This window comes from Oscillibacter sp., assembly GCF_040505565.1.
GTDB lineage: Bacteria > Bacillota > Clostridia > Oscillospirales > Oscillospiraceae > Oscillibacter.
The window spans coordinates 125993-140885 of the sequence record NZ_JBEUWZ010000004.1; the positions used below are offsets into that span (position 1 = coordinate 125993).

At 57.5% G+C, this 14893-nt stretch carries 16 protein-coding genes; all 16 read right to left on the reverse strand.

The window, feature by feature from the left end; all coding sequences use genetic code 11:
- Positions 1 to 148 precede the first annotated feature (148 nt).
- Entirely contained in the window at positions 149 to 1285 is a 1137-nt protein-coding gene (locus ABWQ15_RS01210; protein WP_353907001.1) for an aminotransferase class V-fold PLP-dependent enzyme, read from the reverse strand.
- A gap of 92 nt (positions 1286 to 1377) precedes the next feature.
- A complete protein-coding gene (locus ABWQ15_RS01215) occupies positions 1378 to 1626 on the reverse strand; it encodes a putative Se/S carrier protein (RefSeq protein ID WP_353907002.1) in 249 nt (82 codons plus the stop codon).
- Positions 1627 to 1788: 162 nt separating this feature from the next.
- A complete protein-coding gene (gene ispF / locus ABWQ15_RS01220) occupies positions 1789 to 2271 on the reverse strand; it encodes a 2-C-methyl-D-erythritol 2,4-cyclodiphosphate synthase (protein ID WP_353907003.1) in 483 nt (160 codons plus the stop codon).
- Positions 2268 to 2999 (reverse strand): 2-C-methyl-D-erythritol 4-phosphate cytidylyltransferase, encoded by a 732-nt coding sequence (ispD, locus tag ABWQ15_RS01225; protein WP_353907004.1) that lies wholly within the window; start codon positions 2997 to 2999, stop codon positions 2268 to 2270. The genes ispF and ispD overlap by 4 nt, the downstream gene beginning before the upstream one ends.
- A 42-nt stretch (positions 3000 to 3041) precedes the next feature.
- Positions 3042 to 3521, reverse strand: a complete 480-nt coding sequence (locus tag ABWQ15_RS01230; RefSeq protein ID WP_353907005.1) for a CarD family transcriptional regulator — start codon at positions 3519 to 3521, stop codon at positions 3042 to 3044.
- Positions 3522 to 3700: 179 nt separating this feature from the next.
- Positions 3701 to 5047 (reverse strand): butyryl-CoA:acetate CoA-transferase, encoded by a 1347-nt coding sequence (locus tag ABWQ15_RS01235; RefSeq protein WP_353907006.1) that lies wholly within the window; start codon positions 5045 to 5047, stop codon positions 3701 to 3703.
- Between the two features lie 422 nt (positions 5048 to 5469).
- Positions 5470 to 7425: a bifunctional 4-hydroxy-3-methylbut-2-enyl diphosphate reductase/30S ribosomal protein S1 gene (locus tag ABWQ15_RS01240; RefSeq protein ID WP_353907007.1), complete on the reverse strand. Its 1956-nt coding sequence runs from the start codon at positions 7423 to 7425 to the stop codon at positions 5470 to 5472.
- Positions 7416 to 8057, reverse strand: coding sequence for a lysophospholipid acyltransferase family protein (locus tag ABWQ15_RS01245; protein WP_353907008.1), 642 nt, complete (start codon positions 8055 to 8057; stop codon positions 7416 to 7418). Before ABWQ15_RS01245 ends, ABWQ15_RS01240 begins: the two co-directional genes overlap by 10 nt.
- A complete protein-coding gene (cmk, locus tag ABWQ15_RS01250; RefSeq protein ID WP_353907009.1) occupies positions 8054 to 8728 on the reverse strand; it encodes a (d)CMP kinase in 675 nt (224 codons plus the stop codon). Before cmk ends, ABWQ15_RS01245 begins: the two co-directional genes overlap by 4 nt.
- An 11-nt stretch (positions 8729 to 8739) precedes the next feature.
- Positions 8740 to 9975, reverse strand: a complete 1236-nt coding sequence (locus tag ABWQ15_RS01255; protein ID WP_353907010.1) for a BaiN/RdsA family NAD(P)/FAD-dependent oxidoreductase — start codon at positions 9973 to 9975, stop codon at positions 8740 to 8742.
- The gene (locus ABWQ15_RS01260) at positions 9968 to 10834 is read right to left on the reverse strand and encodes a MurR/RpiR family transcriptional regulator (RefSeq protein ID WP_353907011.1); all 867 of its coding nucleotides are present in this window, start codon (positions 10832 to 10834) and stop codon (positions 9968 to 9970) included. Before ABWQ15_RS01260 ends, ABWQ15_RS01255 begins: the two co-directional genes overlap by 8 nt.
- Before the next feature lie 319 nt (positions 10835 to 11153).
- Complete coding sequence (locus ABWQ15_RS01265; protein WP_353907012.1) at positions 11154 to 11867, reverse strand: pseudouridine synthase; 714 nt, start codon at positions 11865 to 11867, stop codon at positions 11154 to 11156.
- 129 nt (positions 11868 to 11996) lie between these two features.
- Complete coding sequence (locus ABWQ15_RS01270; RefSeq protein WP_353907013.1) at positions 11997 to 13109, reverse strand: D-alanyl-D-alanine carboxypeptidase family protein; 1113 nt, start codon at positions 13107 to 13109, stop codon at positions 11997 to 11999.
- A 42-nt stretch (positions 13110 to 13151) separates the two neighbouring features.
- Positions 13152 to 13550, reverse strand: coding sequence for a GerW family sporulation protein (gene ytfJ / locus ABWQ15_RS01275; protein WP_353907014.1), 399 nt, complete (start codon positions 13548 to 13550; stop codon positions 13152 to 13154).
- A 13-nt stretch (positions 13551 to 13563) separates the two neighbouring features.
- Positions 13564 to 14223, reverse strand: coding sequence for a hypothetical protein (locus ABWQ15_RS01280; protein WP_353907015.1), 660 nt, complete (start codon positions 14221 to 14223; stop codon positions 13564 to 13566).
- A gap of 41 nt (positions 14224 to 14264) precedes the next feature.
- Positions 14265 to 14888 carry an SMC-Scp complex subunit ScpB gene (gene scpB, locus ABWQ15_RS01285; RefSeq protein ID WP_353907016.1) on the reverse strand — a complete coding sequence of 208 codons (624 nt, stop codon included), beginning with the start codon at positions 14886 to 14888 and terminating at the stop codon, positions 14265 to 14267.
- Positions 14889 to 14893: the final 5 nt, after the last annotated feature.

Sequence of the window (14893 nt, forward strand, 5' to 3'; positions counted from 1 at the left end):
AATGCTTATATTATATAAAAAACAGATGGAGATTGCAAGGTAAACAACTCCAAAATTCATAGTATGTTCACTGCTTTGCAAGTTTTTTCTCCGAAACGCGGCTTTTTCGCCCGCGCCCGGTTTTCAGGGCGCGGGCGAAATTTGGAAATTACTTGGAGAGACGCTGCAAAATTTCCGGCAGAGCCTTCAGCAGAAGATCCACCTCTTCTTCTCGGTTGAACACGGAGAAGCTCAGGCGGACGGTGCCGCTGTCTATGGTCCCGGCAGTGCGGTGGGCCAAAGGCGCGCAGTGCATTCCCGCCCGGACCGCAAAACCCGCGTCCGCCAAAGCGTTGCCCACCAGCTCCGAGTCCAGTCCCTGTGCGACAAAGCTGAGGACACCGGTCTGGTCAAACAGGTCGCGCCTCGCGCAGACAGTGACACCGGAGAGCTCCCGCAGCCCTTCCGACGCCCGCTGGGCCAGCTTCCGCTCATGGACGCAAATGGCTTCCTCCCCCATCTTGCGGACAAAACGAACGCCCTCCAGCAGCCCCGCGATGCCCGGTACGTTGTGAGTTCCGGCCTCCAGCCGGTCCGGCAGAAACTCCGGCATTTCCTGCTGGATGGATACGCTGCCGGTGCCGCCCTCCATCAGGGGACTTGTCTCCGCCTTTTCGCAGCAGAGCAGAACGCCGGTACCTTGCGGACCGTACAGCCCCTTGTGGCCCGGCATGGCGATGAACGCCGCCCCCAGCGCCGCCATATTCAGCGGAAGGACCCCGGCGGACTGGGATGCATCGATGATGAAGGGTACACCCCTTTCCCGACAAATGGCGGCGACGGCCTCCACCGGCTGCACTGCTCCAAAGACATTGGACACATGGGTGCAGATCACCGCATCCACATCCGGTGTGATGGCCTTTTCAAAGGCCTCCGACATCAGGTCCGGCCGAAACAGGGGGGCACGCGCCACGCGGATATCCGCCGCCAGCGCCGCCAGGGGCCGGGTGACGGCGTTGTGCTCGTACCCGGAGATGACGACTCTCCCCCCGTAGGGGACGAGGCTTTTGATAGCAATATTTAATCCGTGGGTGGCGTTCATGGTGAACACCACCTGCTCCGGTTCAGGTACATGAAAGAGTTCAGCCAGCTCCGTGCGGCAGGAAAGCAGCGTCTCCGCCGCCTGCATGGCCTCAGGATATCCGCCCCGCCCGGGAGAGCTCATCTTCCGCAGGGCCGTTTCCATCGCATGACCCACCGCCTCCGGCTTTTGGAAACTGGTGGCCGCGCTGTCCAGATAGATCATAGTCAACCTCCTTACAAAGATCTCAGTGAGGAGACCGCCGCCCCGCGTCCCGACGTTCTCCAAGGCCCGGCGGCAGAGCCGCCGGGCAAGGTTTACAGAGAAAGCTCCACGTATTTTCCCTGTTGAAGCAGATATAATTTAGCAGGGTAAAGTCCCGCGTTTCGAAGAATTGCCAGTGCGGGGTTCACCCCTCCGGTAAACTCCACAGCATACGCGCAGCCCAGGTTGCTCAGTTCCCGGGGGGCGCGGAAGATGCGCGTCCGGATACCCGCCGCTGCCAACACTCTTTCCATCCGTTGGGCATAGGTCACAGAACGGGCGATAATCCAATATTGTTCCACGGACACTCCTCCTCTCCCAACATCTTATGCAGGCCGCTACAAGGCGTGAAACCTGCGCCGCACTTTTGGGAAAGCTATAGCCCGCGGGGAGTTTAGACTCTTTCTGCTTTTTCGGGAGATAAACGGGAGGCCCGTCCAAAGGACGAGCCTCCCGTAAAACATCTATTCTTTTTCCAGCAGCGCCACAGCCTGCGCCACCATGCCGGAGCTGTCCCCCGTGAAGCCCAACCCCTCCTCCGTGGTGGCCTTCACGTTCACTTGATCCCGGTCCACACCCAGCGCGGCGGCCAGATTTTCCTCCATCCGCTCCCGGTAAGGCGCAATCTTGGGTTTTTGGGCGATCAGCACGGCATCCACATTGACCACCGCGTAGCCCCGCTCCTTCAAAAGTGCCGACACCTGCCGCAAAAGCCCGATGCTGTCCGCTCCGGCATACTGCGGGTCGGTGTCGGGAAACAGCTTGCCGATATCTCCCAGCTTTGCCGCTCCGGAGAGGGCGTCCATCACCGCGTGGGTCAGTACGTCGGCGTCGGAGTGGCCCAGCAGGCCCTTGTTCCATGGGATCTCCACGCCGCCCAGAATCAGCTTTCGTCCCTCCGTCAAACGGTGGACGTCGTAGCCCTGACCGATTCGCAGCTTCGTCATAGTCCGTCCTCTCTGGCGTTCAGGATCGCCTCAGCCACAATGAAATCCAGCGGCGTGGTGATCTTCAGGTTCTCCTCGTCCCCTTCGATCAGGTACACGGTCTTTCCCAGACGCTCCACTGCGGAGCAGTCATCCGTCAGCGCTGCGCCCGATTCCAGCGCGGACTGTAGCGCCGCCTTTAAAAGGCTCGCCTCGAACACCTGGGGTGTCTGCACCGCCATCAACGCGCTGCGGTCCAGAGTTTCCTCAACCTGCCCGTCCCGGACGGCCTTCACGGTGTCCTTCACAGGGATTGCCGGGGCGGCAGCGTTGCATCTGGCCGCTTTTTCGACCACATCATCAATCAGCTCCGGCGTCACCAGCGGACGCGCACCGTCCTGAACCGCCAAAAGCTCCGTTTTCCCGTCGGCCTCCAGCGCCGCCAAAAGGACGGAGTGTTCCCGGGTCTCGCCGCCCCGGATTACCTTGGCGCATTTGGAAATTTCGTATATACGGCACAGCTCGGAAAACGGCAGAATGTCCCCCTCCCGCGCTGCGACGATGATGGCGTCCACCCTCTGCGCCCGCTGCAGCGCCAACAGGGTCCGCGCCAGAACGGGAATCCCGTCCAGCGGCTCCAGCAGCTTGTTAACGCCCTCCCCCATCCGGGTAGAGCTTCCCGCAGCAGCGACAATCGCCGTACAAAAGGGGCGCTGCGCGTCCCTGAATCGATGAAAGAAACGACCCATGCCAGTCCCCTTTCCCTGTGCCGGTATCATTCCGGTCTGCATTTATGCTTCTATGGCTCCGGCCAGCCGCTGCTCCACCTGTTCATAATTTCCAATGCCGGTGAGTACGATTTCCGAAATCAGGATCTGCTTGGCATCGTGGAGCATCTTCCGTTCCCCTGTTGAAAGGCCCCGCTCCCTGTCCCGCTGGGTCAGGCTCTTGACCACCCGGGCCAATTCATAGAGGTCTCCGCTTTTCAGCCGCTGAAGATTTTCATGGTAGCGCTTGCTCCAGTTGGTGTTCTCGTCGGTCTCCATAGCAGGGAGCGCGCTGAGCATTTGCTCCACCGTCTCCCGTTCAGACACGGGGCGCAGACCGATCACATCGCTGTTGGCTATGGGGATTTTCAGAAGGAGGCCTCCCACCAGCATCTTGAAAACATAGTAATCCTGTGCTGTGTCGCCGATCTTCTCATTCACGATGCTGTCGATCACTCCGGCTCCGTGCATGGGATGGACTACCATATCTCCGACACTGAACATTTCAGGCTCCTTCCCTGTCCCTGTATATCTCCCCACACCTGTTGATATTTATAATAAGCCGAATAGATTATAGCATATTTCCAGTAATTTTACAAGTATTTCCCCTGAAATGTTACCCTGGCAGGAAAAACCGCCCTTCACACATAGGCGAAGGGCGGTTTTCTGAAAACAGTTGAAGCTTATTTCTTGTTGGACTGACGCCAGATATGCATTTTCTCCGCCTCGGCGATCAGCTCCTCGCGAAACTGGGGATGGGCAATGTTGATGATGGACTCCGCCCGCTGCCATGTGGACAGACCTTTGACGTTGACCTTGCCGTATTCCGTCACCAGATAGTTCAGATTTGCACGGGTGGCGGTGACTACGGAACCCTCAAGCAGGGTGGGACGGATGCGGGTCTTCAACTCGCCGGTCTTCTTATCCTTAAACGAGGATGAGCAGCAGATGAAGCTCTTTCCGCCCTTGGAGAGGTAAGCACCCATGACAAAGTCCATCTGCCCGCCTGCGCCGGAGATATGGCTGGTTCCGGAGGATTCGGAGGACACCTGACCAAACAGGTCGATATCCACCGCACCGTTGATGGAGATGAAGTTGGGGATCTGAGAGACGCGGGTCACGTCATTGACATAATCCACCGGCGCAGCCATGCACTCGGGGTTGTTGTCGAGGAAATCGTAGAGCTTCCGGGTCCCGGCGGCAAAGGTATAGGTCTGGCGGCCCTTGTCAAAGGGCTTGTTTGCGCCGGTAATTTTCCCGGCCCTGGACATATCCACAAAGGCATCCACATACATCTCGCTATGTACGCCCAGATCCTTCAGATCGGACTCGGCAATCATCTTGCCCACAGCGCCGGGCATGGAGCCGATACCAAGCTGCAGGCAGGCGCCGCTGGGGATCTCCTCCATGACGAGACGGGCCACCGCCAGGTCTACCTCACTCGGTTCCCCGGAGCCGCCCAATTCATCCATCGGCTTATTGTCGCCTTCGACGATCATGCTCACATCGTCGATATGGATGCGGTTTTCAAATCCGCCATGGCAGTATGGCATCGCGGTGTTTACTTCCAAAATAATGCACTTGCTGCGCTCGCAAACAGCCTTCAGATGGGTAGCGTTGGGACCAAAGTTGAACCAGCCATGGGAATCCATCGGAGTGACCTGTATCATCATAACATCAATGGGCGCAATATTTTCACGGCAGTAACGGGGAATTTCGGAGTAACGCATGGGAATGTAAAACGCCATTCCCTGTTTGACCATCTTCCGTTCTATTCCGCCCATATGCCAAGAATTCCATGTAAAATGCTTCGGCGCGTCCGGAACATCCGCAATGGCGGGACGGTGAGTGAGAATGCCGCCGCGGATATTCACGTCGATCAGCTCATCCGCGCGCTTTGCAAGCGCCTTGTCCAGTGCGTCGGGAGTACCCACGCACCAGCCGTAATCAACCCAATCGCCGGACTTGATAACCTTGACGGCCTCGTCCGCAGTGGTCAGCTTCTGTTTGTATATCTCCTGATAGCTCATGATCATATTCCTCCCTGTTCACCAGTATGCAATTTCAAAGATTGTCAATATAATAACATATTCGTTTTTAAAATGCAATCAAATTTGTGAAATTTGTGGTCATTTTTCGACCTACGTTGTCAGACAACGTAAAGTGGCGTCAGAGAAGTTAAAAAGGCAAATTTATCCTTGATTTTACAGGAAAAAAGCGGAGGTACCGCCAATGTGGTACCCCTCTTCATTCCCTTTCAGGGACATATTAAGAAGAATTTTCAGCAATTTGCTCAAACAAAAACTCAGAGGCGTAATGTCTGCTTCTTACAAAAAAGTGGGATAAATTTTGCCTTTATCTCTTTAAACTCTAACGGAATCTGGGCTGAAGAAAGCGCTGGAAATTCTTTTGCATTTCCAGCGCTCAGTCACGTATTCAAAAGAAAGACCGCTTACTCCGCGTCGGCGGGGGTGCCTTCCTCGGCAGCGGGTGTCAGCAGAGCACGGATAGACAGAGAAATCTTCTTCTTCTCCTCGTCCACAGCGATGATCTCGGCATCCACTTCCTGACCTTCACTCAGCACATCGCCGGGCTTTTCAATGCGCCGGTCAGCAATCTGAGAGATGTGAATCAGGCCGTCCACACCGGGGACAACCTCGGCAAACGCACCGAAGGTCATCAGCTTGACGATGCGGACCTTGGCTACATCACCCACGTGATACTTGCTTATGAACATATCCCAGGGGTTGACGCTGCGGTCCTTCACGCCCAGAGAGATCTTATGCTTTTCAGGATCGAAGGAAATGACATATACCTCCATCGTGTCGCCCACCTTGCAGACCTCAGAAGGGGTCTTGATGCGGCTCCAGCTCAGCTCGGAGATATGTACCATACCGTCCACACCGCCGATGTCCACAAACACGCCATATGCGGTCATGGACTTCACAGTACCGATATAGTGCTTTCCGGCCTCAATATTGTTCCAGACTTCATCCTGAGCGGCCTTGCGGGACTCGTCCGCCACGGAGCGGATGGAACCCACCACACGGCGGCGGGCGCGGTTAACCTCGGTAATGCGCAACTGGGCCTTGGACTTCACCATGGTCTCCAGATTGGCGCCGCGGGGCATACCACTCTGAGAAGCGGGCACAAACACGCGCACGCCCTTGACGGATACCACAACGCCGCCCTTGTTGACCTCGGTGACAGTGCCTTCCATGACGGTCTTGTCATCCACGGCCTTTTCAATGTTCTCCCAGACCTTGACGGCATCCAGACGCTTCTTGGAAAGCTCTGCATAACCCTCCACGTCGTTGACGCGGACGATATATGCCTCAATCTCGTCTCCAACCTTCAGAATCTCCTCCGGCTTGACGTTGGGATCTTCGCTCAGCTCGCTGGACTTGATGTATGCGGCCTGTTTCGCGCCCACGTCCACCTGAACCTCCGTCGGGCCGATGGCCGTGACAATGCCAGTTACCTTTTCCCCTGTATTTAAAGTCTTAAAAGATTGATTCAGCAGTTCCTCAAAGGACTCCTCGCCGTCTTCGGCGACCTTGATTTCTTCACTCATCGTTGCATATACCTCCTTAATGATGCCCGCAGGCGTGGAGGCACCGGCCGTCAGACCTGCAACAAAGCAACCATTGAAAAAATCCGGCGAGAGCTCGTCCGCCCTCTCAATTTGGAGGACGCGCGGGCATCTCTCATTACAAATTTCCGTCAAATGTTTGGTGTTTGCACTTCTGCGGTCTCCTACCACCACCATCACGTCCACCTGTCCGGCGATCTGTGCCGCCTCAGACTGACGTTTATACGTAGCAAAGCATATTGTATCAAATATTTTCGCGTTTGTACACTCTTTTTTTAAGATTTTTGCGGAAGTTTCAAAAAGTTCACGAATGCAGGTAGTCTGTGCCACCACCGTAACAGGCGTATCCCGCCGCCCGGGCTCCGCCTCCAGCCATGCCCGAATCTCTTCCGGCCCGCCGAAGATCAGCGGATGGGAGCAATAGCTGGCTACGCCGAGGATTTCGGGATGGTGCGGTTCTCCGATGATAATGACCTGACGGCCCGCTTCCTCAGCCTGTGCCGCAAGGGTTTGAATTCGCTGCACATTGGGACACGCGGCACTGACGCAGTGGATGCCGCGCTTTTCCAGCGCCTCCAGCACCTCCCGCCGTTCTCCGTGGGAGCGGAGCACCACGGTCTCTCCCTCCCACACATCCTCCGGCGCAGCGACCTTCCGGACGCCCAGAGCCTCCAGCTCTGCAATCACGTGGGCGTTATGGATCAGATCACCCAGCATGACGCAGCCGCCACACTCGTCGGCGGTCTCCTTTGTCAGCTCCACCGCCCGTTTTACTCCGTAGCAAAAGCCGGCGCTGCCAGCCAGAATCACTCGCACAGCGACATCCCTCCCACAGACTGGCCGCCTAGGGCATAGGCCGCCGCCAGAACGCCGTCGGCGACCCGCTGGACTTCCTCCGCAGTGCCGTGCCGTCCGGTAATCTGAGGCTGATACGGTTCACCGAAAATAATGCGGGTCCGGTGGAACAGCTTTTTTTCACCGTCCACAAACACCGGCACCAGAATGGCCCCGGTGCGGATGCCGATCATGGCAACACCGCCGTGGGCGTGAGCGGGCAGACCGTCGGCATAGCCCACGCCGCCCCGGATGGTGGTGCCTTCCGGGAACATCAGCAGATTGTCCCCGGCCTTGATGGCCTGCATAGCGGTTTTGACGGATTGAATATCGTTGCTGCCACGACTGACGGGAAACGCGCCCACCTTGCGCATAATCCAGCCCAGAACCGGATTGCGGAACAGCTCCTCCTTCGCCATGATGTGCAGCCGATAGTTAACCGGCAACCTCAGCGCCACCAGCACCGGGTCCCAGTCGCTGGAATGGTTGGGACAAAGAAGCGCGCCGCCGTGGGGAAGGCGGTCCATCCCCTCTACGGAGACCGGGTGAAGAATTCCAGCAATTAAGCCAACAAAATAGTAAATAAACACAAAAAAACGGTTCAGCGGCTTCATTTCATTTCCTCCCCGACCACCCGCAAAAGCGCGGCCAGACTCCCCTGAAAATCCAGGTCGGTTGTATCCACCATGACAGCGTCCTCCGCCTGACGCAAAGGCGCGGCCGCACGGTGGGTATCGTCCCAGTCCCGCTGAACAATCTCGCTGAGCACCTGGTCGAACGGCTCCGGTGTCCCGCGCTGCTGAAGTTCCAGACACCGGCGCTGCGCCCGGGCCTCCGCCGAGGCGGTGAGGAATATCTTTACGTCCGCATCGGGCAGGACCACCGTGCCGATATCCCGTCCGTCCATCACCACGCTGTGTTTCCGGGCAAGGTCCCTCTGCATGTCCAGCAGATACGCCCGAACGTCGGAATGTGCGGAGACGGCGGAGGCGTACCTGGAGACCTCCGGCAGGCGGATCTCTTCCGACACGTCCTCCCCGTTCAGGAACATGCGCTGCGAACCGTCACCGCCGTAACGCAGCTCCACCTTTGCCGACCGCAGCAGCTTCATCACCGCCGCTTCGTCCTTCGGATCCGCTCCCCTGCGCCATACATAACAGCCCAGCGTGCGGTAGATGGCGCCGGTATCTACGTACAAATATTCTTTTTCCTTTGCCAACGCCCGGGCCAGGGTGCTTTTTCCCGCACCCGATGGTCCATCGATGGCGATGTTCACCTTTTTCATTGGGATGCTCCTTACTCCTTGGTTTCCGCTGCCGCAAATCCGGCGGCGCGCCCGGTTGACCAGGCAATCTGTAGGTTGAATCCGCCGGTATAGGCGTCCACATCGATCAGCTCTCCCGCAAAGTATAATCCCTTTACAAGCTTTGACTCCATCGTATGTGGATCGATCTCCGACACCTTTACGCCGCCGGAGGTGACGATGGCGTCCTCCACCGGCTGGGGGGCGGCGATATCAATGGGGAAATGCTTCAAAAGGCACAGCAAACCCTGCCGCTGCTCCCTTGTGACGTCGTGGACCTTCTGGTGCGGGAAAATCCCGCAGCGCTCCACCATGACCGGGATCAGCTTCTGGGGCAGCAGGTCATTCAGCGCGTTGCAAAAATCGCTGTTGGCGTATTTTTCAAAGTCCGCCAGCAGACGCCTGTCCAACTGTGCCTCGTCCAGCGCAGGCTTCAGGTCGATCTCCAGCCGGTACGCCTTCTTATCGAAATGCCGCATGTGGGCGGAGGCGGACAGCACCAGAGGGCCGCTGACGCCGAAATGGGTGAACAGCAGTTCGCCAAAATCTGTATGAATTTTCTTGCCGTTTTCAAAGACCGCCAGCCCCACGTTTCGCAGAGAGAGTCCCTGCAATTTCGCGCAGACGTTGCCCTCTTCCTGCAAAGGCACCAGAGAACCCCGCAGGGGCGTGACCATGTGACCCGCCTCCGCCGCAAGACGGTGACCGTCCCCGGTGGAGCCAGTGGCGGGATAGGACACGCCGCCGGTGGCCAGAATTACAGCGTCAGCAAAAAGCATCCCCTGCTCCGTCTCTGCGCCCCGAACCACGCCGTCCTCGGTCAGCAGACCCGTCGCCCGCCTGCACAGCATGGAGACGTTCAGCTTTTTCAGCCGCCGTTCCAGCGCGTCGCTGATATCGAAGGAACGGTCAGACGCGGGAAATACCCGCTTTCCCCGCTCCACCTTCAGCGGAACACCAAGCTCCTCAAAAAACGTCATGGCGTCCCGCCCGTCAAACCGGGAAAAGGCACTGTATAAGAATTTTCCGTTGTGAGGGACGTTGGCCAACAGTTCTTCCGCCGTGGAGTCGTTGGTGACGTTGCACCGGCCCTTGCCGGTGATATTCAGCTTTTTTCCAAGACGCTCATTAGGCTCCAGCAGCGTCACGGACGCGCCCCGCTCCGCCGCGGAGATCGCAGCCATCATGCCGGCGGCTCCGCCGCCGACCACCAGGACTTTCTTACTCATCGTCCGACCTTCCGAACACACCGTAGGCATCCCAGATGTCCTCCAACTCGGAGAACGTGGCAGACACATCCTTCCCCAGCCGGAAACCCAGGGCCACCAGCAGGGCGTTTACCATGGACATCGGAGCCACCATGGAGTCCACAAAGGAGATCATCTCGCTGGGCGCCAGGACCGACGCGCTGGACATCTGCGCCAGAGGAGACAGCTCGTTATCTGTGACGGCCAGAATCGTCGCGCCCCGGTCCTTGGCAAATTTCGCCGTGTTGATGGTAACCTTGGAATACCGGGGAAAGCTGATGGCCAGCATCACGTCGCCGGTGCCGATGCGAAACATCTGCTCGAAAATCTCACCCGCGGCATTGGACTGTACCAGCGTGACATTTTCCAGCAGCAAATGCATGTAAAAGTTCAGATATCCCGCCACAAAGGAGGATGACCTCACACCCAGAATGTAAATATGACGCGCCCGCACCAGCTCGTCCACCACACGTTCAAAATCCTTCCGGTCGGCCTTGTCCGCAACCAACCGGAGCTTGTCAAAGTCGGACCGCATCACGGAGGACAGCACGTCCTGACCGCTCAGCATACTGTCCGCCGCCTGGATGCGCTGGGTGGAGGTCAGGCGGCTGCGGATCATCTCCTGCAGTGTTCTCTGCATGGCGGGATAGCCATCGAAGCCCAGTTCATAGGCAAAACGGACCACCGTGGATTCGCTGACGCCCGACAGCTCCCCTAATTTGCTGGCGGTCATGAACGCCGCCTTGTCATAGCTCTCTATGATGTAGGAAGCAATGCGCTTTTGCCCTTTGGAAAAACCGCTCATGCCGTTTTCCAATGTATATAAGATGCCTTTAGCCACAATATTTTCCCTCCATTGCTCTTCTCGGTTTCAGCGCGCTATCCGTGCACTGAGTGCCCACTTTGAATAGTGTATCACATTTCCTGCATTTTTCAATATCAACCTGCACTTTTACCGCAGCAGGGATCCGAACAGATTCATTACAGCGAGTTTTCTATTTTGCGCGCAGCATAAAAATTGCAGGATTTATAAAAATCCTGCAAGGAAAACGCGTACGCATCGTCAATGTATAAGGAGTCTCTGAATCCTATCTTATTTAAAACTAGTTCATCAATGGCTTCCCCGAGCAAAGGCGATTTTATAACTATAAGAAATCACCTTACAAGCATTCCCTTAGCAGCGCGGCGGTTTCCGCCGCCGTCAGGAACCGCCACTTCCCTTCCGCCAGGTCCCCAAGATCCAGCGTGTGTTCCCGCACTCGCCGCAGGCGGCGGACTGTCAGACTGCACTTCGCGCACATACGCCGGATTTGACGGTTCTTCCCCTCATGGATAATGACGGACAGCCGCGCGTGGTCTCTGTTCTGAACGAGCACCTCCACTGTCGCCGGACAGATCCGTTCTCCGTCAAGCTCTGTGACGGAAGATAGCTCCACATCCAACCCCGCCTTGAAGCCTGTTACATCCACCTGATAGGTTTTGTCAATTTGGAAACTCGGATGGATCAGCCTCTGCATCAGCTCCCCGTCGTTGGTCAGCAGCAGCAGCCCCTCCGAATCCATGTCCAGCCGACCCACCGGAAAAACCCGCGTCCCCACGTCCCGAACCAATTCCGCCACCGTGGGACGGCCTTTCTCGTCGGAAAGAGTTGACACGTATCCCCGGGGCTTATTCAACAAAATATAGGTTTTGTTCTCCTTTTTCCCAAGCGGCACACCATCCACCCGTACATCGTCCCGGTCCGGGTCGGCTCTGTCCCCAATTCGGACGGCATGGCCGTTAACCGTCACTCGCCCGGCGGCCAGCCAAATCTCCGCAGTCCGGCGGGAACAAAGCCCCGCGGCCGACAGAAGCTTTTGCAGACGTTCCTCCATGGTGTTTCCCTCCTCTCGGCATTTCAAAAAAAAAGCCGCGCCCGCCTGCACGGCTCCATGCTGCCAAAAAAGTCCTCGCTTCTTTTGGCAACCTGCTATATTCTTTCCGCATTGGCAAAAACCGCACGTTCATCCGCCCTGTATCAGCAGCCGCAGATGGCGCAGCAGACTCGCGGGCGGCTGGATCGCCGACAGAATGTCGCGGCCGCACAGCAATTCGACCCGCCCGACTTCTTTCCCGTTCAGACTGAAAACGGCTTGTCCCGCAGAATTCCCCGCCGTCACCGGGGCGCACAGGCTCTTCGGCAGCTCAAATCGAACCTCCAGCTTCTCCCCCTGCGCCAGCGGCCAGGAAAAGCTGTCCGCCGCCACCAGCGGAAGCGAAGTCGTCAGCCCGCCGGTCACCGCCAGCGTCCCCACCGTCTCGCCGATGGTCATGGCCCGCTGGGCCGGATATGTGGAAAAACCGTAGTCGTACAGCGCAGCGTGATCTGCCCAGTCGTTGCCGTCCTGAAGGGTCACAGCCACCAGCCGCTGCCCGTTCCGCCGCACGCATGAGACCAGTGTGCGGCCCGCGGCCTTCGTATAGCCGGTCTTCAGGCCGATGCAGCCGTCCACGTAAGAGAGCAGCTTGTTGTGATTGGACAGCGTCCGCCCGCCCACGGTGACAGTGCGGGTGGAGACAATGCGGGAAAAGGTCTCGTTGTTCATGGCAGCGCAGGCCAAAACCGCCATATCCTTGGCGGTGGAGTAGTGCTTGTCGTCGTCCAGACCGTTTGGATTTGCAAAGGAGGTATGGGTCATACCCAGCGCCTTCGCCTTTTCGTTCATCAGTTTCACAAACTTGTCCGTGCTGCCTGCCACGCCCTGGGCCACGGCCACCGCCGCATCGTTTCCGGAGCAGAGCATCAGTCCGTACAGCAAGGTCTCCAGCTTCAGCTTTTCCCCGGCCTTCAGATACATGGACGAGCCTTCCGTGTTCGCGGCCTCCGCGGAGATCTTTACGGTGCTGTTCAAGTCCCCGTTTTCCAGCGCTACCAGTGCGGTCATAATTTTCGTGGTGCTGGCAATCAGCATTTTGGTGTCTTCGTTTTGGGCGTATAACACCCGCCCGGAGTCCACATCCATCAGCACAGCAGCCGTGGCAGATATGCTAACGGCGTGTGCTTGGCAAGGAAAAACACTGTATAGAATTAAGACGGTGCAAAACAAAGTCAGGAATCTTTTGAAACGAGTTTCCATCTACGATCACCTTTCCACTGAGGTGACCCTAGTATACCCCTGTTACAAGTCCTCTTTTTCCTTCTTTTTGTCGAAATATTTTTCCACTTTGTCCAGAATATCGGGGACCATCTCAACCACCCGGTCAACGGTGGACACTGGAGGTACGGAGACCGGCAGAACCCTCGTCGTCCCGTCCTTGATCACGAGAAACGCCACGGGGCTGATCTTCACGCCCGCGCCGCTGCCGCCGCCGAAATTCTGGGGCTGAGTGGTACCGTAATCCCCGCCGCCGTTGGCAAAGCCAAAGCTGACCTTCGAGATGGGGATGAGCGTCACGCCGTCGGCTGTGGTGATTGGCTGTCCGACGATGGTATTTGTGTCCACCATCTCATGGATCTTCTCCATGGTGGAACGCATCAGGTCGTTCAGCGGATGACTTTTTTGAACATTGTTATCCATAGCGATTTCCTTTCTACGCGGCGGCCGGCGGCGTTTCCGCCTTTTGATCCGGCTTTGGTTCGTCCTGTTTATGGGCCTTTTGAAATTTTATAAACCAGCGGATACCGGGGATCAACAGATCGAAGCCCATCGCCAGCAGCGTCCCGATTCGCAGCGAAACGCCCACCTGCCCCCGAACACGGAGGTCTGCCGCGTCGAAGTCCACGCCCACGTGGAGGGACGGCTTCGGAATGTCGATCAGTTCCTCCAGCGGCGGCATCACCGCCCACATCACGGCGCATATGTCGCCGTAGGCCTCCGCCGCTCCGGCGGGGTCATTCTTACCGGCAAGGGTCAGCGACATCGTCAGCGGACGGACTTGGATGCCACGGCCGAACCGTCGCAGCGTCCTTTTTGAGGGCGGCCAGAGCATTTGATACGCGGTTTTCAGGTCCTTCAGCGTGGGGCTTTGGATTTTTTTCAGCGTCTTTGTCAGGTCCTTCGGCTCCTTTTTCATTGTTTCCTCTTTGGGCTTTTTCTTTTCAGCCTTTGAGGGAGCCACCCGGAAGTGCAGGAATCCAAAGGTCACATCCGCCGACACGATGTCCCCCAGATCAATGCGAACACCTAGCCGCGTAAGGCAAAACAGGGCAAATAAAACCGTAATGCCCGCCAAAATTTTCAGCCAGAGCAAACGGATCTCCCTCCTTCCTTAGCTTTCCCGCAAGGCGAAATTTATTCGCCGTTCTCCGGTTCGTCCGGCACCGCGGCCTCGCATTTCTCTCCGTCCGGATCGACGATCTCTCCGTTGTCCCCCAGTCGCATCTGACCCGCGCCGCCGAAATCCGGCAGCTCCGGCAGGTCCTCCAGTGAGTGGAGGTGGAACGCACGGAGAAAATTTTTCGTGGTCCGATACAGCCGGGGACGACCCGGCACCTGCAGCCGCCCGCACTCCTCGATCAGCTTCCGCTCCAGAAGCAGTCCCAAGGTATAAGAACTATCCACACCCCGGATCTGGTCCACATAGGCCCGGGTAACGGGCTGATAATACGCGACGATGGTCAGTACCTCCAGCGCCGGCTGGCTGAGCTTGGCGGGCTTCCGGATCTCAAACGCCCTGCGGATGACGTCCGCATAGTCCGGCGCGGAACACAGCTGCCACGTATCCTCCACATGGAGCAACCGGACGCCGCGGCGGTCATAGGCGTAGTGGTCCATCAGATTTTGCAGCACCCGCTCCGCCGCCGGACGATCAATGTCCAACGCAAGACAGATGCGGTCAATGTGGATGGGCTCGCCGGAGGCGAAGAGAATTCCCTCCACGGCGGACTCAATCTCCTTCATGTCCATACTTTCCATGATGT